This window comes from Williamsia sp. Y844 (assembly GCF_056786475.1).
Map to the genome: position 1 here is coordinate 21,258 of NZ_JBXCJB010000001.1, position 18,105 is coordinate 39,362.

20 protein-coding genes are annotated in these 18,105 nt (G+C 64.5%); 9 read left to right on the forward strand and 11 right to left on the reverse strand.

The window, feature by feature from the left end; translation table 11 throughout:
* Positions 1–21: 21 nt before the first annotated feature.
* The 4 genes from AC1TQG_RS00090 to cobC all read right to left on the reverse strand — a co-directional run bounded on the left by AC1TQG_RS00090 (position 22) and on the right by cobC (position 4,183).
* Positions 22–1,155, reverse strand: coding sequence for a bifunctional RNase H/acid phosphatase (locus tag AC1TQG_RS00090; RefSeq protein ID WP_482134928.1), 1,134 nt, complete (start codon positions 1,153–1,155; stop codon positions 22–24).
* Entirely contained in the window at positions 1,152–1,898 is a 747-nt protein-coding gene (locus tag AC1TQG_RS00095; protein WP_482134929.1) for a zinc ribbon domain-containing protein, read from the reverse strand. Before AC1TQG_RS00095 ends, AC1TQG_RS00090 begins: the two co-directional genes overlap by 4 nt.
* Before the next feature lie 111 nt (positions 1,899–2,009).
* Positions 2,010–3,134: a Nif3-like dinuclear metal center hexameric protein gene (locus tag AC1TQG_RS00100; protein ID WP_482137208.1), complete on the reverse strand. Its 1,125-nt coding sequence runs from the start codon at positions 3,132–3,134 to the stop codon at positions 2,010–2,012.
* A 20-nt stretch (positions 3,135–3,154) separates the two neighbouring features.
* Positions 3,155–4,183 (reverse strand): Rv2231c family histidinol phosphate aminotransferase CobC, encoded by a 1,029-nt coding sequence (gene cobC, locus AC1TQG_RS00105; RefSeq protein WP_482134930.1) that lies wholly within the window; start codon positions 4,181–4,183, stop codon positions 3,155–3,157.
* A gap of 30 nt (positions 4,184–4,213) precedes the next feature.
* Between cobC and AC1TQG_RS00110 the strand changes: the two genes are divergently transcribed.
* Together AC1TQG_RS00110 and AC1TQG_RS00115 are read left to right on the forward strand one after the other, a co-directional pair.
* A complete protein-coding gene (locus AC1TQG_RS00110; protein WP_482134931.1) occupies positions 4,214–4,900 on the forward strand; it encodes an HAD hydrolase-like protein in 687 nt (228 codons plus the stop codon).
* Complete coding sequence (locus AC1TQG_RS00115) at positions 4,893–5,357, forward strand: low molecular weight protein-tyrosine-phosphatase (protein ID WP_482134932.1); 465 nt, start codon at positions 4,893–4,895, stop codon at positions 5,355–5,357. The genes AC1TQG_RS00110 and AC1TQG_RS00115 overlap by 8 nt, the downstream gene beginning before the upstream one ends.
* Positions 5,358–5,360: 3 nt before the next feature.
* On the opposite strand, the gene AC1TQG_RS00120 is transcribed toward AC1TQG_RS00115, so the two are convergent.
* On the reverse strand, positions 5,361–6,404 hold the full coding sequence (locus AC1TQG_RS00120; RefSeq protein WP_482134933.1) for a zinc-binding metallopeptidase family protein: 1,044 nt from the start codon (positions 6,402–6,404) through the stop codon (positions 5,361–5,363).
* Positions 6,405–6,542: 138 nt separating this feature from the next.
* On the opposite strand from AC1TQG_RS00120, the gene AC1TQG_RS00125 reads away from it, so the two are divergent.
* Entirely contained in the window at positions 6,543–7,451 is a 909-nt protein-coding gene (locus AC1TQG_RS00125) for an SURF1 family cytochrome oxidase biogenesis protein (RefSeq protein ID WP_482134934.1), read from the forward strand.
* On the opposite strand, the gene AC1TQG_RS00130 is transcribed toward AC1TQG_RS00125, so the two are convergent.
* Positions 7,365–8,330, reverse strand: coding sequence for a cobalamin biosynthesis protein (locus tag AC1TQG_RS00130; protein ID WP_482134935.1), 966 nt, complete (start codon positions 8,328–8,330; stop codon positions 7,365–7,367). The two genes, AC1TQG_RS00125 and AC1TQG_RS00130, sit on opposite strands and share 87 nt — an antisense overlap.
* 78 nt (positions 8,331–8,408) lie before the next feature.
* Here AC1TQG_RS00130 and AC1TQG_RS00135 point away from each other — a divergent pair, with 78 nt between their 5' ends.
* From AC1TQG_RS00135 to AC1TQG_RS00145, 3 genes are all read left to right on the forward strand, one after another.
* A complete protein-coding gene (locus AC1TQG_RS00135) occupies positions 8,409–9,839 on the forward strand; it encodes a sulfite reductase subunit alpha (RefSeq protein ID WP_482134936.1) in 1,431 nt (476 codons plus the stop codon).
* Between the two features lie 5 nt (positions 9,840–9,844).
* Positions 9,845–10,717 (forward strand): spermidine synthase, encoded by an 873-nt coding sequence (locus AC1TQG_RS00140; protein WP_482134937.1) that lies wholly within the window; start codon positions 9,845–9,847, stop codon positions 10,715–10,717.
* 119 nt (positions 10,718–10,836) lie between these two features.
* Positions 10,837–11,847, forward strand: a complete 1,011-nt coding sequence (locus AC1TQG_RS00145) for an isopenicillin N synthase family dioxygenase (RefSeq protein WP_482134938.1) — start codon at positions 10,837–10,839, stop codon at positions 11,845–11,847.
* 24 nt (positions 11,848–11,871) lie between these two features.
* Here the strand turns inward: AC1TQG_RS00145 and AC1TQG_RS00150 are convergent, their stop codons facing one another.
* The gene (locus AC1TQG_RS00150; protein WP_482134939.1) at positions 11,872–12,198 is read right to left on the reverse strand and encodes a DUF1330 domain-containing protein; all 327 of its coding nucleotides are present in this window, start codon (positions 12,196–12,198) and stop codon (positions 11,872–11,874) included.
* Between the two features lie 367 nt (positions 12,199–12,565).
* Here AC1TQG_RS00150 and AC1TQG_RS00155 point away from each other — a divergent pair, with 367 nt between their 5' ends.
* Positions 12,566–13,582 carry an AraC family transcriptional regulator gene (locus AC1TQG_RS00155; protein WP_482134940.1) on the forward strand — a complete coding sequence of 339 codons (1,017 nt, stop codon included), beginning with the start codon at positions 12,566–12,568 and terminating at the stop codon, positions 13,580–13,582.
* Positions 13,583–13,640: 58 nt separating this feature from the next.
* Here AC1TQG_RS00155 and AC1TQG_RS00160 read toward each other — a convergent pair whose 3' ends face one another.
* The 3 genes from AC1TQG_RS00160 to AC1TQG_RS00170 all read right to left on the reverse strand — a co-directional run bounded on the left by AC1TQG_RS00160 (position 13,641) and on the right by AC1TQG_RS00170 (position 15,416).
* Positions 13,641–13,946: a YdhR family protein gene (locus tag AC1TQG_RS00160; RefSeq protein WP_482134941.1), complete on the reverse strand. Its 306-nt coding sequence runs from the start codon at positions 13,944–13,946 to the stop codon at positions 13,641–13,643.
* A 2-nt stretch (positions 13,947–13,948) separates the two neighbouring features.
* A complete protein-coding gene (locus AC1TQG_RS00165; RefSeq protein ID WP_482134942.1) occupies positions 13,949–14,563 on the reverse strand; it encodes a carboxymuconolactone decarboxylase family protein in 615 nt (204 codons plus the stop codon).
* Between the two features lie 166 nt (positions 14,564–14,729).
* Positions 14,730–15,416, reverse strand: a complete 687-nt coding sequence (locus tag AC1TQG_RS00170; RefSeq protein WP_482134943.1) for a CPBP family intramembrane glutamic endopeptidase — start codon at positions 15,414–15,416, stop codon at positions 14,730–14,732.
* 134 nt (positions 15,417–15,550) lie between these two features.
* On the opposite strand from AC1TQG_RS00170, the gene AC1TQG_RS00175 reads away from it, so the two are divergent.
* Together AC1TQG_RS00175 and AC1TQG_RS00180 are read left to right on the forward strand one after the other, a co-directional pair.
* Positions 15,551–16,003 carry a DUF4262 domain-containing protein gene (locus AC1TQG_RS00175; protein WP_482134944.1) on the forward strand — a complete coding sequence of 151 codons (453 nt, stop codon included), beginning with the start codon at positions 15,551–15,553 and terminating at the stop codon, positions 16,001–16,003.
* Between the two features lie 48 nt (positions 16,004–16,051).
* Positions 16,052–17,302 (forward strand): vWA domain-containing protein, encoded by a 1,251-nt coding sequence (locus tag AC1TQG_RS00180; RefSeq protein ID WP_482134945.1) that lies wholly within the window; start codon positions 16,052–16,054, stop codon positions 17,300–17,302.
* An 11-nt stretch (positions 17,303–17,313) separates the two neighbouring features.
* Here the strand turns inward: AC1TQG_RS00180 and AC1TQG_RS00185 are convergent, their stop codons facing one another.
* Positions 17,314–18,081 carry an ABC transporter permease gene (locus tag AC1TQG_RS00185; protein ID WP_482134946.1) on the reverse strand — a complete coding sequence of 256 codons (768 nt, stop codon included), beginning with the start codon at positions 18,079–18,081 and terminating at the stop codon, positions 17,314–17,316.
* Positions 18,082–18,105: the final 24 nt, after the last annotated feature.

Consider the following 18,105-nt stretch of genomic DNA (forward strand, 5'->3'; position numbering starts at 1 on the left):
CCCCGAACCACCTGGGAGAGATCAGATCTCACCCAGGTGGTTCGTGTCGTTGACCAACCGGACCGAGGCACCACCGTCGGGATAGAACTCGGCGATGCTCAGCGATGCCAGGTCGAGGTGCATCCGGTAGAGGATCGACGATCCGACACCGAGCGCTTCCCGTAGGAGAACCTTGATGGGTGTCACGTGGGACACCACGAGCACCTCGCCCGGACCGTACTGATCGACGATCTCCGCCTGCGCCTTCAGGATTCGCACGGTGGCGGTGTCGAAGCTCTCGCCTCCGGGAGGCGCGATGCTCGTATCGCCGATCCATGCCTTGTGGAGGTCGGGATCCTGATCCGCGGCTTCGGCGAAGGTCAGCCCTTCCCAGTCACCGAAGTCGGTTTCGATCAGACCGTCGTGCACGGTGACCGACAGACCCAGTGCCTGCGCAGCGGCCTCGGCGGTGTCGCGGGCCCGCCCAAGCGGGGAACAGATCACGGCCGAGATACCGTCCGGCTCGGCCGCGGTCTGCGCCCGGGTCGACAGTCGCTTGGCCGCCCTGGCCGCCTGATCGCGGCCCAGTTCGGTCAGTTGCGGGTTACCGCGCCCGGAGTAACGCCGCTCCACCGACAACGGGGTTTGCCCGTGTCGTAGCAACAACATTCGCGTCGGAGCACCCATCGCACCGTTCCATCCGGGCGCCCTGGGTGCCGGCTTCAAAGGCTTCTCAACCGGCTTCTCGGTCACCACGGCTACCTGCTCGCCCGCGGCCGCGGCGTCCATGGCCTCGTTGGCCAGGCGGTCGGCGTGAGAGTTCTGGTTCCGTGGGATCCAGGTGTAGTCGACGCGCGAGAATCCCGACGCCAGCGCCTTCGCCTGCGCGGCCAGCGGAATCATGTCCGGATGCTTGATCTTCCAGCGACCGGACATCTGCTCGACGACCAGCTTCGAATCCATCCGGACCGACACCTCGTCGGCGCCCACGTCCTCGGCCGCGGCCAGACCGGCGATCAGCCCGCGGTACTCGGCGACGTTGTTGGTCGCGATACCGAGGGCCTCCTTGCGTTCGGCCAGGACCGAGGCGCGGTCGGCGTCGAACACCACCGCGCCGTAGCCCGCCGGTCCCGGGTTGCCCCGCGAACCGCCGTCGGCCTCGACAACAACTCTCACGAAGAAGCCAAACCCGACTCGTGGGTACGCACCAGGATGGCGCCGCACTCGTCGCAGCGGACGACCTCGTCGGTCGGGGTTGCGTTGATCCGGCTGAGCAGACCCCGATCGAGTTCCATCCGGCAGGCGCCACAGCGGGCGGCCCGGAGCAGTCCGGCACCGATCCGTCCCTGCGAGACCTGCTTGGAGTAGACGGCCATCAGATCCGGGTTCACGTTGGCGGTCAGCGCCGCCCGCTTCTCCCGCGCGGCGGCGATGTCCTGGTCGATCTTCGCCAACGCCGCATCACGTCGGGCGGTGGCTTCTGCGATCTGCCGCTCGGTGTGGTTGGTCATGGCAGAGGCCCGCTGTTCGTCCGCACCGACGGCTTCCTGCTGTTCCATCACCTCGAGCAGCTCGTCCTCGAGCAATGCGCGACGACGAATCAGCCCGGTGACCTCATGCGACAGCTCACTGAGTTGTTTGGCGGGCAAGGAACCCGCAGCCAACTGCTGATTGTCCTTCTCTTCACGCATCGACATCGACATGATCTCGTTGTCGAGCCGCCGGGACTCACGGTGCAGGTCCTCTGCAGCTATCTGAGCCCGCACGGCCTCGTCACGCTGGGTATTCAGCTGCTGCGCGAGCTGATCGAGCTCGGCGATCTCGGGCAACGTGGACCGCCGGTGTTCGATTCGATGCAATTCCGCATCGACATCGGCAATGTCCAACATCAATCGTTGGTCGGCCGGATCTGCTTTCACCAGTGTTCCTTCATTCCTCTACTGTCCGGTCCCACGGGCCGGATCAACAAGTCGTTCGGCGCCGTCAAGCGCCGGTGATGACATTTTTGCAACCGTACGCGGTACCGCGCCTCAGTGGCCGCTCCGATGAATTGTCCATGGATCTGTCGGAGTGGCGAACACGCCGGTGGCAAGTCCGGGGACGGCGTCGGCGAGCAGACCGGCGACCTGCTCACACCACGGGAACTCGGTACTCCAATGACCGGCGTCGATCAGGGCAGGACCACCGCCGCGCAGGTGTTCGTCGACCGGGTGATGCCTCAGGTCGCCGGTGACGTAGACGTCCGCGCCCACCGCGCGGGCCGTGGCCAGCATCGAATCACCGGCGCCTCCGCAGACCGCCACCGTTGTGATGGTCATCTCCGGGTCACCGGCGGCGCGGATTCCCACAGTCGTGGACGGCAAAGCCCGCGCAACCTGTTCCGTGAACGCGGCCAGGCTCATCGGTTCACCGAGCTCACCCACCCGTCCCAGGCCCTCGTCGCCGCGAGCGGGTGCCAACTCGATGAGGTCGAAGGCCGGTTCCTCATACGGGTGTGCGGCGCGCAGCGCGGTCAGCACACGCTCGCGAACCCGGCGGCTCGACACCATCTCGACACGGTCCTCGGCCACCTGCGTCACCTCGCCACGTTCCCCGACCGCCGGATCGGCGCCCGCACCCGGCAGGAACTGACCGGTACCGGAGGTGCTCCAACAGCAGTGGCTGTACTCACCGATCTCACCGGCTCCGGCGTCGAACATCGCCTCGCGGACGGCCACTACATCGCCGGCCGGAACGAACACCGACCACTTGTCCATCGCCTCCGCGGGTTTGGGGTCCAGCGGTCGCACGTTGATGAGCCCGAGCAACGCGGCCAAGGCGTCGGAGACACCGGGGTTTGCCGAATCCGCGTTGGTGTGCGCGGTGTAGAGGGCACAACCGCCCTTGATCAGGCGGTGCACAAGCCTGCCCTTGGGGGTGTGGGTACCGACGGTGTCGACCCCGCGCAGGAGCAACGGGTGGTGGGCCACAACAAGATCCACACCGGACTCCAAGGCCGCCTCGACCACCGCGTCGGTGACGTCGACACAACACAGCACCGAGGTGACGGCATCATCCGGGTCGCCGCAGACCAGGCCCACCGAATCCCAGCTCTCCGCCAGCCGGATCGGGTATGCGCGCTCGAGAATCCCGATCACGTCGGCCAATGTCGTCATATCCGTCGTTCCTGTAGCCGTCACCCGAGCACCTTTCTGATCGTGTCGACCAATCCGTCGACAGTCGTGCGGTCCCGGACCGCGAGCCGTAGATGGTTCGCATCCATCCCGACGAAGTTGGCGCAGCTGCGGACCGCATAACCATGATCCCGCAGAGCCTCTTTGAGCGCGGTACCGTCGGCCACCGCGATCGTCACAAACGATGCCGACGGCTCGCCGACCACCTCGACCCCAGCGGCAGTCAGCGCGATGATCATCCAATCACGTTGATCGACAACCGAAACCGCTTCGGCGTCGGCGTAACCGGTTGCCACGTCACCGGCGCAGAGCTCGAGCGCCGCCAGTTGCAGGGTGCCCAGCGGCCAATGTGGTCGTCGGCGCCCCAACCGCTCGAGGAGATCGGGCGATCCGAGGAAGTACCCGGCCCGCAGCCCGGCCAGTGCAAACGTCTTGGTGATGCTGCGCAAGACCAGGATGTCGTCGCCGCGGTGGCCGGCCAGGCTCTGCGGCTCACCGGGCACCACGTCGGCAAACGCCTCGTCGACAACGATGACCCGGCCGGGGCGCCGCAACGCCTCGATGGTTTGGCGGGGATGCAGCACCGACGTCGGATTCGTGGGGTTGCCCAGGACAACGAGGTCCGCATCCTCGGGCACCAGCTCCGGGTCCAGAGTCCAGGGCGACGGCAACACCACCTGGTCGATGGCGATTCCGGCAGCACGCAGCGCGCGCTCGGGTTCGGTGAACGACGGCTGGATCAGTGCCGCGCGGCGCGGGGCCAGCTCGGGCAGGAGCGCAAAACCCTCGGCGGCACCGGCGAGCAACAACACCTCGGACGGATCGCGGTGGTGACGCCCGGCAATCGCCGTGACGGCCCGCTGCTGGTCATCGGCGCTGGGATAGCCGGCCAGGTCACCGAGCCGCCTCGCCAGCGCGTCGAGAACGAACTGCGGGGTGTCGCCGCGGACGTTGACCGCGAAGTCGATCAGGCCTGGTTGGGCATCTGCGTCGCCATGGCGACCCAGGTCGGTCAGCTCGTCCGATTTCACAGTTGTCGAGCCTACGGGCAGGATGGAGTGGTGAGTTTGAGCAACAGGCCTGACCTTCCGGACCCGGCCGATCCGGCGACCATTCTGCTGTTCGACCTCGATGGCACGATCACCGATTCGTTCGACGGCATCGAGAAGAGTTTCCGGCATGCGCTCGCCGTGGTCGGAGCACCCGAGCCCGATCCGGCGTTGGTCGCCGGACTCGCCGGACCACCCATGATCGACAGTCTGCGGGGTATGGACCTCGATGACGCCGATATCGAGACCGCGATGGCCGCCTATCGGGAGCGTTACGTCGAGACCGGCTGGCTGGAGAACTCGGTATTCGACGGCATGGCCGACCTGCTGGCCGACCTGACGCAGTCCGGTCGACTGATGGCCGTCGCGACCTCGAAGAACCAGGGCACCGCCCGGGCGATCCTCGAGCATTTCGGCCTCGCCTCACATTTCAAATACATCGCCGGGGCATCCGACGACGGCAGCCGGCGCAGCAAGTCCGACGTGATCGCCCACGCCCTGAGCTCACTCGGGATCACCGATGTCGCCGCCCACCCGGTGGTCATCATCGGTGACCGTTCCCACGACGTCCACGGCTCGGCGCAGTTCGGGATTCCGGCAATCTTCGTGGACTGGGGTTACGCGGTCGGCGATGAAGGCGCCGATGCCGCCTGGACGGTGGACTCGGTTGACCAATTGAGGAAGCTGATCCATGGCTGAACCACTGCACGTCACGTTTATCTGCACGGGCAACATCTGCCGTTCACCGATGGCGCAGAACATCTTCCGGCGGGCGCTCGAGGACGCCGGCCTGGACGACAAGGTGCGTGTGACCAGTGCGGGCACCGGCGGCTGGCACGTCGGCGAGCCGGCCGATGCCCGCGCTCGCACCGAACTCACGTCGGCCGGCTACGACGACGAACACACCGCAGCAAAAGTGGGCCCCGAACATCTCGACGCCGACCTGCTGATCGCGATGGACAGCGGCCACTCCGCAGCCCTGCACAAGATGGGCGCCGGCGACCGGACCCGGCTGCTGCGCAGTTTCGATCCCGACGCCGATGACGTCGACATCGCCGATCCGTACTACGGCAGCGACGACGACTTCCGGACGGTGCGGACCCAGATCGAGGCCGCGATGCCCGGACTCCTCGATTGGGTACGCAGCCGCGTATAGGGATCAGAGAGCGGCAGGCGCGATCAGTCCGTGGATGAACCGCATTTTGTCGAGCACCTTCGCGGGCAGCACGAACGGATAGAGATCGTGGTGTCCCATCGACCGGTTGATCTGATTCAGCGCCCAGGTCAGCGGTAGCCACAGATCGATGATCTGATCGAACCCCACATCCCCCACCAGCACGCTGTCGAGTGTCGCGCCCGCAGGTGCCATCGCAAACGCGGCCGCGGTGTCGAGGGTGTCGCGGATGTGGAGATAGTGCGCAAAGGTCTCGGCCCAGTCCTCCGCCGGGTGCATCGTCGCGTAGGACGAGACGTAGTCGCTCTTCCAGTCGTCGGGCGGGCCCTGGCTGTAATGCCGGTCGAGGGCTGCCTGATAGTCGTCGTCCGGGTTGCCGAAGAGCTCTTCGAAGCGTGGTCGGTGCTCACCGGTTCCGACCAGCACCATTTGGTAGTAGTGCCCGATCTCGTGGCGGAAGTGCCCGATCAGGGTCCGGTAGGGCTCGTCCATCGACACCCGCAACTGTTCGCGGTGTACGTCGTCGCCCTCGGCGAGATCCAGGGTGATCACCCCGTCGGCATGACCGGTGATCACCGGCGTCTTGGCGCTCGAGAGCAGATCGAAGGCCAGCCCGGTCTGCGGATCGACATCGCGGCCTTCGATGGGCAGACCGAGCTCACTGAGCTCCAGGATCACGCGTCGTTTGTCGGTCTCGGCGGTGCCGAAGGCCACGATCGCAGCAGTGTCCTCGTCGGCCGGACGGGTTCGCGTCAGGCGGCACGATTCGCACAGCGTCGACGGATTCGGTTCTCCGTCAGGTGTGCTCGCACCCGGCTCGACCGGCGGTACCAACCAGTTGCACGAGATCAGCTTGAAGTTGGCACACCGGACGAGGACGTCGCCATCGGTCTCGGTGGTCGCGTCCTCGTCGAGTGTGAACATGGTGCGCGACGGCAGATGAAACCCCAGCGGGCTGTTGCAGCTCAAGCACAACGTGTTCTCGAAGGACAACTTCTGTCCACATTTACGACAGACCAGATCGCGCATTTGAGCCTCCCCAAGACGTGGCGCGCCGACCGCACGCCAACCCCGCCAAGACTAGCCAGGACGAGGTGGGTCGGCAGGGTTCGAAAGCCGGGTATGGGGAGTCGAGGGCCACATCGATGCGCTCGGTACCGTATAGGGGTGCGCATCCTCCGTAGTTTCCTTCGGCCCGGCTGGCTTCTGCTCGCCGTAGTTGTGGTCGCTTTTGCGGTGGCGTGCTTCTGGCTTCTCGCGCCCTGGCAGTTGGGCAAGAACTCGAACACCGAACATCAGAACGACCTGCTCCGCAAAGCCGAGACCACGGACCCCGTGCAGATCGCCGATCTGTACAACGATGGCCAGCCGGTCAAGGATTCGGAGTGGCGCAAGGTACAGGTGACCGGCACCTACCTACCCGAGCAGCAGGCCGTCGTCCGGTTGCGCCACATCGACGGGGCCCCCGCATACGAGGTGCTCACACCGCTGCGGAGCACCGACGGTGCCACCTATCTCGTCAATCGTGGATATGTGACGCCCGTACAGGGCACGGCCCTGCCACCGATCGCGGCGCCGCCGACCGACGAGGTCTCGGTGGAAGCGCGGATCCGTTCCGCCGAAGGCACCAGTCCCGGGCGCGAGCCACGTGTCGAAGCCGGTGCCCTGCAGGTGTATTCCATCGATCCGGTGGTCCTGAGTGCCGCCGTCGATCTCCCGCTGACAAACGGATACCTCCAACTCGACGAGGGACAACCCGGCGGCCTCGGGGCCATGGATCTGCCCCAACTCGATTCGGGTCCCTACCTGTCATACGGATTGCAGTGGATCGCGTTCGGTGTGATGGCCCCGTTGGGGTTGGGCTACTTCGCCTGGTCGGAGTACAAGCAACGCCGCGCCGCCAAAGAAGGAACGATCCCCAAGAAGCCCCGCGAACGTGGACGCGAGACCCGCGATGCGCTGGCTGCGTCGTCGACCGGTGGCGCCGATTCAGAGGTTCGCGGCGGGGTGATCGGTTCGGGTCCGACGGCCGATCAGGATGGCAGCGACAAGCTGTCCGATCGCTACGGTCGCTAACGCTCCCACCTGTACGCGTCGCGACAGCTGCGCTGCCCGACGTACGTCCACCGCGGCCGGCGCCGGCCCCTGGCCGAGTACGGGCCGATCCTCGACCCGATGGCGGTAGACGGTCCGCCCACCGATCGACACACCGAGCGCCCCGGCAAACGAGGCCTCGACCACACCGGCATTCGGGCTGGGATGCGCCCGGGCATCACGCCGGACCGCGGCCACCGCACGTCGCCGATTCGGTCCGATGGCTATCACCAGCGCAGCGGTCACACGCGCGGGCAGATAGTTCGCAACATCGTCGAGCCGGGCGCCGGCCCACCCGAAGTTCTCGTATCGCTCGTTGCGGTATCCGACCATCGCGTCGAGGGTGTTGATCATCCGATAGGCCAGTAGGCCGGGAACGCCCGCCACCGCACCCCACAGCAGCGACGCAACCGCCGCATCAGATGTGTTCTCTGCCACTGATTCCACGGCCGCGCGTGCCATCCCGGATTCGTCGAGGCTGTTCGGATCGCGGCCGCACAGGCTCGGGATGAGCTCACGGGCACCATCGATGTGACCGGCTTCCAACTCGTCGGCCAACCGGTCGCCGACGGCCGCCAACGACGATCCGCCCAGCGCAACCCACGTGGCCAACGCAACTCCGACGACACCGCAGCGTCCGCCGACGATTCCGGCACCCAGCGCGGTGCCCACGCAGACCGCGGTGAAGGCCGCTCCGGCCGGCCGCGAATCGCGATACAGGAGTTGTTCGAGCTTGCCCGCCGATATCCCCATCCCGGCCACCGGATGCAATCGCCGCGGATCACCGAACCTACGATCGAGGAGATAGCCGATCGCCAACCCTGTGCTGCGGTGCACTCCCGATGACTTCACCGGCCACATCTTAGATCCACGCGATCGGCCGCCAGCACCAGCTGAGGGTACCCTTAGCCAGTCTGGTGCCGCTTCAACGGAGCAGCGGTGCCCGACGCAGTGAACACGTACGCGCAGACTTCGAAAGAGCACAGCCAGGCCATGAAAACGTCCAACCTGCCCGATGACGCCGAGTTCACCGGAGACGAGCGGCTGTGGTTGTCCGGCTTCCTTGCCGGCTACGACACCGGGTCGACGTCCGGAACCACCGTCGCGACCCGCGAGGATGTACTCGCCCGCGCTCTGATCGCGCTACGTGAACTCGATACGACAACTGATGCACCGGAGATTCTGCACGCTGTGACCGCCACCACCGAAACCCCTTCTCTGCCACGGGCCGACAAACCGAAACGCTCCCCCTGGACCCGCAAGAATCCCTACGGCGCAACACTCGTCGCGAACCGTCCCCTGCGCGGATCAGACTCTCGCAAAGATGTCCGCCACGTGGTCTTCGATCTCGGTGACAGCGACATCGACTACGAAGCCGGCGACGGCCTCGGCATCAAGCCGGTCAACGATCCGGCGTTGGTGGCCGCGCTGATCGAGCGCATCGGCGCCGACCCCGAAGAGATGATCACCACCCGAACCGGCGAGTCGACACTCATCGACCTGCTCTCCCACGACTACGAGATCTCGTTGCCGACGCGGGAGCTGATCAACCACATGGCCGATCACTCCGGCGACGCCGAACTCGTCCATATCCTGTCGACGGAAGACCGTGACTCGCTCGAGGGCTGGCTGTGGGGCAAGGACGTCCTCGATCTCCTCGACCTCGAACCGACCCTGCAGATCTCCGCCACCGAACTCATCGACCTGTTGCGCCCGCTCGCCCACCGCGTGTACTCGATCTCGTCGAGTCCTCTGACCCATCGCGGCATGGTCCATCTGACCGTTGCGGCGGTGCGGCACCGTAGCGCCGAGCGCGATCGACGCGGACAGTGCTCGACGTATCTGGCCGACCGGATCAGCGCAGGCGGAACCGCAGGTGTCTTCCTCTCGAAGAACCGCTCGTTCCGATTGCCGACCGACGACTCGGCACCGGTGATCATGATCGGTCCCGGCACCGGGGTGGCGCCGTTCCGGTCGTTCCTCTACGAGCGCAAGGCCCGCGGCGCCCGCGGCCGCAACTGGCTGTTCTTCGGTGACCATCACCGGGCCACCGATTTCATGTACGAGGACGAGATCGTCCAGTTCCAGCGTGACGGCGTCCTCACGCGCCTCGACCTCGCGTTCTCCCGCGATCAGGAACACAAGATCTACGTCCAGGACCGGATGCGCGAGAACGGCGATGAACTGTTCCGTTGGCTCGCACAAGGTGCATACCTCTACGTCTGCGGCGACGCGTCGCAGATGGCCAAGGATGTCGACGCCGCGCTGCACGATGTGGTCGCCGAGCACGGTGGCCTCGACACCGACGCCGCCGAGGACTTCGTGAACACCCTCAAACGCGAAAAGCGTTATCTGCGTGACGTGTACTGACGTCGATGGCCAAATCGCGCAAGAACACGCAGTCCCGTAAGACCGCACCGGCACGCGAAACCGACGGGCCGCAGCCGGGCATCTACCCCATCGACACGGGCACGTGTGAACTCGTCCGCGATCACCTGACCGACGGCTGGATGATCACCGTCAACGGCGCCCAGAGCTCGCATATCAACCTGGCCGATCCGACGATGCTCGACTTCGAGTACATGCAGTGGATGGCCGAACTGATCGGCGACCATTGGCCGACCACCGAGCGACTGCGCGCACTGCACCTGGGTGCCGGTGCGTGTTCGATGGCCCGCTATCTTGCCGCGACCTACCCCGACGCGAGGCAGGTTGCGGTCGACATCGACAAGCGGCTCACCGAACTGGTCCGCGAGTGGTTCAACCTGCCGCGCGCGCCCCTGCTGCGGCTGCGTGCGGGTGACGCGCGCGAGGTCACCGAGTCGCTGACCGACACGACCCGCGATCTGATCATCCGGGACGTGTTCTCCGGAGTCGTGACGCCGTCGGAGCTGACCACCCTGGAGTTCGTGACTCAGGTACGACGGGTATTGGCGCCCGGCGGCATCTACGTCGTGAACTGCGGAGACACCCGCGACCTGACCCTGGCGAGGGCCGAGGCCGCGACCATGGGCACGGTCTTCGAGCACATGGTGATCATCGCCGATCCCGCCATGCTCAAGGGGCGGCGCTACGGCAACATCGTGATCGCAGGCAGCGATACCGAGATCGGCCGGTCCCCCGCGCTGACTCGCGCACTCCTCGGCGGAGGCGTGCCTGCGCAGGTCTGGGACAACGCCCGGGTCCGTGAATTCGCCGCCGCAGGCAAAGTTTTGCGTGACCCGGTGCCGGGTGACCTCTCGATCTAGTACGTCGGCGGTGGGCTACCCCTCCCTTGCTCTTCGCGGCGTGCGCGGTTGAGTTGTTGTTCGAGTTCACGCTGAATCCATGGGTGGCGAGAATTGCGCGACGGACTACCGTTGTCGGTGTGCTACCCGTGATCGATCTGGCCGAACTCGATACACCCGAAGGCCGCCAACAACTTCGTACCGTCACCCACGAGGTCGGTTTCTTCTACCTCGTCGGCCACGGGGTCGACCCGCAACTCATCAGCCGGGTCCAGGCCGCCGCCCACGCCTTCTTCGCGCTCCCGGATGAGGACAAACTGTCGATCGCCATGATCAACAGTCGCCACTTCCGTGGCTACAACCGCCTCGGTGGCGAGTTCACCAATGGCGAAGTCGACTGGCGCGAGCAGATCGACATCGGCCCCGACCGGGACCCGCTTGATCACGCGATGGGCTACATGCGTCTACAGGGGCCTAATCAGTGGCCCGAGTCATTGCCCGAATTGCGTTCGGCGATCGCCGATTACGACGCCGCCATGTCACTGGTGTCGCTTCGGCTGTTGCGTCATTGGGCCGCCGGGCTGTCCGCCGATCCGAAACTGTTCGACGACACCTTTGCGCACGCCCCGGCGACGCTGATCAAACTGGTGCGCTATCCGGCCCGGCCTGCTGCGGCGGTGGCCGGCGACCAAGGTGTTGGGGCACACAAGGATTCGGGAGTGCTGACCTTACTCCTGCTCGAAGAGGGTTCCTCGGGGCTGCAGGTCGAGACCTCCGACGGGAGCTGGATCGACGCACCGCCGCTGCCCGGCGCTTTTGTCGTCAACATCGGCGAGATGCTGGAGGTGGCCACCCACGGCTACCTGCGGGCCACCAGACATCGGGTCCTGACACCACCCGGTGCGGGCGAGCGCCTGTCGATTCCGTACTTCTTCAGTCCCGCTCTCGATGCGGTGATACCCACGGTCGACCTGCCCGACGAACTCGCCGCCAATGCCCGCGGCGTCGAACAGGATCCGGCCAATCCGCTCTATTCGACATACGGTGCGAACACCTGGAAAAGCCGAACCCGCGCCCATCCGGACGTGTATGCACGCTGGTATCCGGACGAGGCCCGGATCGCCGGGGGACGAGACCGCCTCGGGCACTGATCCGTCGTCGCCGATCCCCCGGGCTCAGTTCTCGAGAATGTCGGTTGCCCGGTGGTCCGGATCGACACCTTCGAAAGTCGCGAGGGTCCCGCGGGAATTGTTAACGCGAAGCGGGGCAATGGCCTGATAGGCATCCGAGTCGTACCAGCGCGCAGCGCCATCCGACGTCGGGAACCGCAGAATGATGAGGTCGCCCGTCCATGTTCCTTCGCGGACGGTCGGCGGCCCTCCGTGGATGATGAATCGACCGTCAAATGGCGCCAGGGTGCTGTCGATACGCTGGAGGTATTCGGCGATGTCGTCTCCCATGGAGACGTCGGTGAGGACGGCGACCGCGTAACTCTCGCTCATGGTTTGGGCTTCCTGTCTTCGTCGGGTATGTGTTCGAGTGTGGCGACCGGCAGGTAGTCACGTCGATTACCTCTCGGGTAATTCTCCGACTGCAATGGGCGCCGATCCAGCTCCTACCCGAGGGACTACGAGATATGCCAGAGTCCGTACAACCCCGCACCGGCGACGTAAACAACACGGATACCTGCGGGCCACGAAACATCGGGTTCTGACACCGCCGGGAGCGGGCGAACGAGTGTTGATCCACAGCCACCCGCATTCCACGAACCAGGTGCGGGTTCAAATCTGGTCGATCTCAACTCTCGACCGTTGACGCAGGGCTCAGTAGATTTCGCATGGATCGTCGTTCTACTTCTGAAGGTGAGGCATGACTGCTGTACTCGGCTTCTCGCAGGCTCAGGCAGATCCCGTTCATGCACATACGTCGTCGTGGACATTCGAATCCTGTGACCCGGACAAAGTTCACCAACACCTGACCGAGTCGTTGGGACCTCACCGGATGGAACTTCCCGATGGGGTGGTCGACTTCCTCGCCAGAGCGCAAGCAACCTCAATGCCCGGCGTCCAGGTGCACAGGATGACCTACGGCGGGGCAGCCGTTGATCTACGTCCCGAACCGAACGACAACCACATCGTGGTCATCCATCCACTCGCCGGCCGAATCGGTGTGAGTGCCGATTCGGTTGGTGTTGTCTCCAACCCCCTCCTGCCGGTTGTACTCGACGCGGGTAAGCGTTACCGGACGCACTGGAGCAAGAACAGCGTTGTGTACAAGGTCGTGATACACCGAGATCTGGCTCGCGAAGTGGCCGCCGAGTCCTGTGGGCTCTCGGCCGAAAAGGTCTGTCTCGACTTCTCATTGCAACTGCAACCGTCCGGACCTGCAATCGAGACGTGGGGTCGCATGGTTGCAGTGATGGCTGCGCAGACCGGAGTCTTCGTGGACAGCAGGCTGCCCACGCTCACCGAGTTTCACCTTGCGCGGGCCACAGCATCGGCCTTGCTCGACGCCTTTCCGGCCGCGATTCGAGTTTCGGGCGATGAACGCGTTCCGTTCATCTCATGCCCACCGGTCGATCGCGCCGTCTCGTACATCGAGGAGCATGCCGGAGATCCACTCACGCTGCGAGACATCGCACTGTCGGTCGGCTTGAGTTCACGAGCGCTACAGGTGGCATTCAGACGACACCGGGACATGACACCGATGGAATATGTGCGGAAGGTCCGACTCCAGCGCGCGTACGACGATCTGGCGGCGGCCGACCTCGAGAGCATCACAGTGGCCACCGTCGCGGCACGGTGGGGTCACCACAATCCCGGACGCTTTGCCTCCGAGTTCCGCAGCGCCTTTGGGAGATACCCGAAAGAGGTTCTGGCGCAGTAACAAACACCGGAACTGCCGACGACGGTGTCTCGCCGCCGGCAGCTCGGATGTAACATTGTCAGGACTTCGGCAACCCATTGGTGCGAGCACTGAGTTTTTCGTCAAGACCGAACCGCTGAACGTCGAAGTCCGAGAACTTCGGATGAGTCCGGAGCTGAGCCACCAGAGGGCCGGTCAAATAGGCGTCCACTGCGGCGTCGTCCCGGAAGATGTAGAAACCTCCACTACCGCCCTCGATTTCGAGCCATGTCTTACTCAGCAGTCCATCGACGCCGCCAAGGGCCCCGGCAAAGTCATCGGCGATCGCGCCGAGTTCTTCTGGTTCGGCGACGCTGGAAAAGGTCACCAGAATTGCGATGGTCATGGTCACCAGATCTCTACGTCAAGTGCCGAGAAGAACTTCGACAGCGCGGACATGTGGGCGGCAAGCTCGGTCAGCTCGGCGATCTCTGGATCGGAGTACCAGCGACGCAGGTTGTCGACTTCCTCATCGGTCACTTTGAACGCATGCAGAGCAATCTTGCGCGAGTAGTCGAAGACCGCAAGGACGCGCTCGTCGAATGCATCCCGATTCTCGTCGTAAGTGTGAATCTTGGCGACCAAGCTCTCTTCGGCGCCTTCGAACCGTGACGCCGCTGAATGCCATGCGATGCAGTACGGGCACTCCAAGGCAAACGCGACGACCAGGCCGACCAACTCGGCCAGTTGCGGGTCCTTCTTCGAAATCAGGCTCTCGCGAACGATGTACCAGTCCTTGTCGAGCCATGCCTTCAGCAGGCCGGGGCTCAGCCCGAGGACGCGGATGAACTGACTCACCCACTCGTGATGCGCATCGCTTCCCTTCTCTCGAAAGGGGTGATCGACTGTCTGCGCGATTTGGAAATACTCACCGCCGGTCTTCTTGGCGTAGTCGTCCAGGACCTGCTTGGCCTCGGGAGACAGGCTGTCAAGATCGGGGACGAGTTTGACGCGGGGCGCCATGGTTTCTCCTTCATTTCTCGAATGTTCCGCCTATAAGTCAACCGCCCGAACGACTTTGCCAACAGCCACGAAACGCACAGCGCTGTACAGATTGCGCACCCGTGGGCAGCCCGCCCCTAGTCGAGCACGATGTTGGTTCCGGCTTTTGTCGTTATCGGTGAGAGCTTCACCCCGCCAGATGCCACGCCAACGCCGCACCGAGTGCACCGGTGCCGTTGACCGCCCAGTGAAAAGCCATCGGCGCCAACAGGCTATCGCTTCGTCGTCGTAGCCAGATGAAGATCAACCCGGAGGTGCCGGTGACGATCACCGCTCCCAACACTCCGGCAATCCGAGCGAATACCCCTGCCCCCAGCAGGTCGGTGAGGCCCCCGTTGCCTTCGGTCAACCCCAACGACGACGAGATGTGCCAGAGCCCGAAGAGGCCCGCACCCGCCAGATAGACGACCCGTACCGACGCGACCCGCGTCAAGGCCGCGTTGAGCACACCCCGGAAGAGAAGTTCTTCGGGGATCACCGTCTGCAGCGGGATGATCACAAACGCACCCCACAGCGCCACCGACACCGTGTCGTAGTGATCTGACAAGTACAGGGACCGGGTCCACGGCAGCAGCGCGCCCCCGATCGCGATGACCGCAACGGGGATCAGGATCGCCGCAGCCCATTTGAGTCCCTTGCGGTGTTGACTGCGGGCCAGCCCCAACTCGTCCCAGCCGTATCCCCGCCACCGGGCATAGATGAGCAAGCCGAATGCCCCGAGTGGGACGAACAACGAAATCGCGTGGTCAAACGTGAAATGCGCAAGCCCGTTGATCAGCGCGAGGACACCGACAACCACCGCCACATCACGCATCCGCCGAACTCTATCCGGTCAGTGGCGTAGCGGTCTGACCGCTTTCTCGATTCGATTGTCGGAGCCGGGTATTAGGGTCCTCCGCATACGCGATCGGCTCCGAAGATCGCCCCCACCCGACACAGGAGGACACGATGCACCTGCAGTCCGATCCCGTCGACTTCGCCCATCGCGCCATCGCCAAGCGGTACTGGACCGTCACCGCGGTACGCGCCAACCCCGGGGCAGGTTTTCCGTCGCACGCGTACACCACAGGACTGACGTCCCTCGGTCATCCCGAGTTGATCGTGTACGGGCTCGAGCCGGGTATCGCCGGATCGATCCTCAACACCGTCGGCCATCGGATCGCGCTGGCCGGGGGCAAACTCACTGCGGGTGAACGCCTCTCCGGATTCATCACGGACGATCTCGATCTGATGGTGATCGAAGCACTCACCACGAGCGATCTCAGAGTCGCGCGAGCGGTCTACGGGGAGGTGTCGGCGTGGCAGTTGGTGTGGCCTGACGCCACCGGCGAATACCCCTGGAGCACCCGGTACGGCATGGCCCGCACAACGCAACCGCTCGCGGGCCTACCCGCCGCCTGAGGACGGCGTCCCGCGCGGGAACCTTCCGGAGCTGTAGATAATGGGCCGATGGTCTCCCTGACGCGTGGCGCCAACACTCCGATCAGTACCGGCCCTTTGACGGTTGAGGTCTCGGGAGCCCAACCCGGCATGGTCGATGTGATGGCCTTCCAATTGGCAGGCAATCACAAGACGCGCACCGACAACGACTTCATCTTCTTCAACCAACCGTCCTCCCCAGAAGGCGCGGTTGTCCTGACCGGGACCGCCACACTCTCGATCGACCTCGCGCGGATCCCCGCCGACATCGACACCATCGCCATCGCCGTCGCGTGCGATGAGGGTTTCACCGCGGGCCTGGCCTCGCTGCCCGACCTCGCCGTCGCCGCCAGTGGCTCCGGCGTCGCGGTGGAATTGCCGGCCAGTGGACTCACGACCGAGCGTGCGGCCGTACTCGGTGAGGTCTACCGCCGCGGCGGTCAATGGAAGATCCGGAACGTCAGCGCCGGATGGGACCGCGGGTTCGCCGATCTCGTCCGCGAACACGGGGTGAGCGTCGACGACGCCCCGGCCACACCACCACCAACCGACCCAGAAGTGAGAAACGTTGCGGGTGAGGAGAAACTTTCCCTCGAAAAGCGTCAGCGCCTCGATATGCGCAAGCGTGAAGTCCACAAGGTATTGCTCTCCAAGAACGCCACCGGCGTGCGCGCCCGAGTCGTCATCGTCATCGACAAGACCGGGAGCATGGCCAAGCAGTACTCCAAAAAGGTGATCCACCGCGTTGTCGAGCGAATGTTGGCCGTGGCCACCCAGATCGACGACGACGGGCAGCTCGAGCCGTACATGTACGCCAAGTCTTTCGTACGGGTGCCGGACATCAACGTCGGCAACGTCGAGGCCTGGACCGGCGAGTACCTCCACATCTACGGTAAGCACGGCGGGTTCGACTACGACGAGATCGGTGCCACCAACGACGAACTGCCGATCATGAACGAAATCCTCAGTTCGGTGACACCGGGGCATCCGGTGTTGGTCTTGTTCTTCACCGACGGTGGATTCCGTAAGAAAGGTCCGATCAGCGAACTGATGCGGGCGGCATCTAACGCCCCCGTCTTCTGGCAGTTCGTCGGTATCGGCAAGGCGAACTACGGCGTACTCGAACAGCTCGATGAGATGGACGGCCGTGTTGTCGACAACGCAGGCTTCTTCGCCCTCGACGACATCGACAAGGTCTCCGACGACGAGCTCTACCAGCGGCTGCTCTTCGAGTTCCCCGACTGGCTCCGCGCCGCCAAGGCCGCAAACATCCTCACCTGACCCACCCCGGGTCAGGCTCGGGAGGCCGCGCCCATCGCCCGAATGCCCACGACCAGACCGCCGCATGCCATCAGGACAGCGGCGAGCGCGCCGGCACCGATCACCGAGAAGTCGAAGTCGCCGACAAACAGCGCCCGTTCGGCTTCGACGACGTAATGCAGCGGATTGATGTTGACCAGAAACCGCATCCATCCCGGCGCGTCGTCGAGCGGCAGCATCGTTCCCGACAGGATCAGCAACGGGAACATCAGGGTCTGCTGCACGGTCCAGAACACCCAATCCTGCTCGCGGACAGCAAGAGCCAAGCTGTACGACAACGACCCCAGTCCGACACCGAAGACGGCCAGGATCAGAATCCCGATCACCGCTCCCCCGATGTTGATGTCAAAGCCCAGCGGCAATCCGATCAAGAGGATGACCACTGCCTGCGCCGCCAGCGGTACCATCTCTTTCAGAGCGCGGCCGAGCAACAGCGAACTGCGACTCAGCGGTGTCACGAGCATCCGTTCATGACTGCCACTGTGCATTTCATCCAGCAGGTTGGCTCCGGTCATCGAGGTCCCGAAGATCGCGATCATCGCAAGAACACCCGGGATGAACCAATTCCAGACGTTTCCCGAATCTGCTGCGCCCGGAACGCCTTTGAGGAGCGGTCCGAACAATGCCAGCAGGATCAACGGTTGCACCAGACTGAAGATCACCGTGAACGGGTCACGGATGGTGGGGCGTAGCTCGCGAACCAGGACGATCGAACTGTCTCGAACAATGTTTGTTGTCATCTGAATTCTCCTTGGATGCAGTGG

Bases quoted from the DNA above. Each gene is read 5' to 3' on its own strand.
- AC1TQG_RS00100 (WP_482137208.1), bottom strand. From the start codon at position 3,134: ATGACGACATTGGCCGACGTGATCGGGATTCTCGAGCGCGCATACCCG.
- AC1TQG_RS00115 (WP_482134932.1), top strand. From the start codon at position 4,893: ATGGCTGAACCACTGCACGTCACGTTTATCTGCACGGGCAACATCTGC.
- AC1TQG_RS00120 (WP_482134933.1), bottom strand. From the start codon at position 6,404: ATGCGCGATCTGGTCTGTCGTAAATGTGGACAGAAGTTGTCCTTCGAG.
- AC1TQG_RS00130 (WP_482134935.1), bottom strand. From the start codon at position 8,330: ATGTGGCCGGTGAAGTCATCGGGAGTGCACCGCAGCACAGGGTTGGCG.
- AC1TQG_RS00140 (WP_482134937.1), top strand. From the start codon at position 9,845: ATGGCCAAATCGCGCAAGAACACGCAGTCCCGTAAGACCGCACCGGCA.
- AC1TQG_RS00150 (WP_482134939.1), bottom strand. From the start codon at position 12,198: ATGAGCGAGAGTTACGCGGTCGCCGTCCTCACCGACGTCTCCATGGGA.
- AC1TQG_RS00155 (WP_482134940.1), top strand. From the start codon at position 12,566: ATGACTGCTGTACTCGGCTTCTCGCAGGCTCAGGCAGATCCCGTTCAT.
- AC1TQG_RS00160 (WP_482134941.1), bottom strand. From the start codon at position 13,946: ATGACCATCGCAATTCTGGTGACCTTTTCCAGCGTCGCCGAACCAGAA.
- AC1TQG_RS00165 (WP_482134942.1), bottom strand. From the start codon at position 14,563: ATGGCGCCCCGCGTCAAACTCGTCCCCGATCTTGACAGCCTGTCTCCC.
- AC1TQG_RS00170 (WP_482134943.1), bottom strand. From the start codon at position 15,416: ATGCGTGATGTGGCGGTGGTTGTCGGTGTCCTCGCGCTGATCAACGGG.
- AC1TQG_RS00175 (WP_482134944.1), top strand. From the start codon at position 15,551: ATGCACCTGCAGTCCGATCCCGTCGACTTCGCCCATCGCGCCATCGCC.
- AC1TQG_RS00180 (WP_482134945.1), top strand. From the start codon at position 16,052: ATGGTCTCCCTGACGCGTGGCGCCAACACTCCGATCAGTACCGGCCCT.
- AC1TQG_RS00185 (WP_482134946.1), bottom strand. From the start codon at position 18,081: ATGACAACAAACATTGTTCGAGACAGTTCGATCGTCCTGGTTCGCGAG.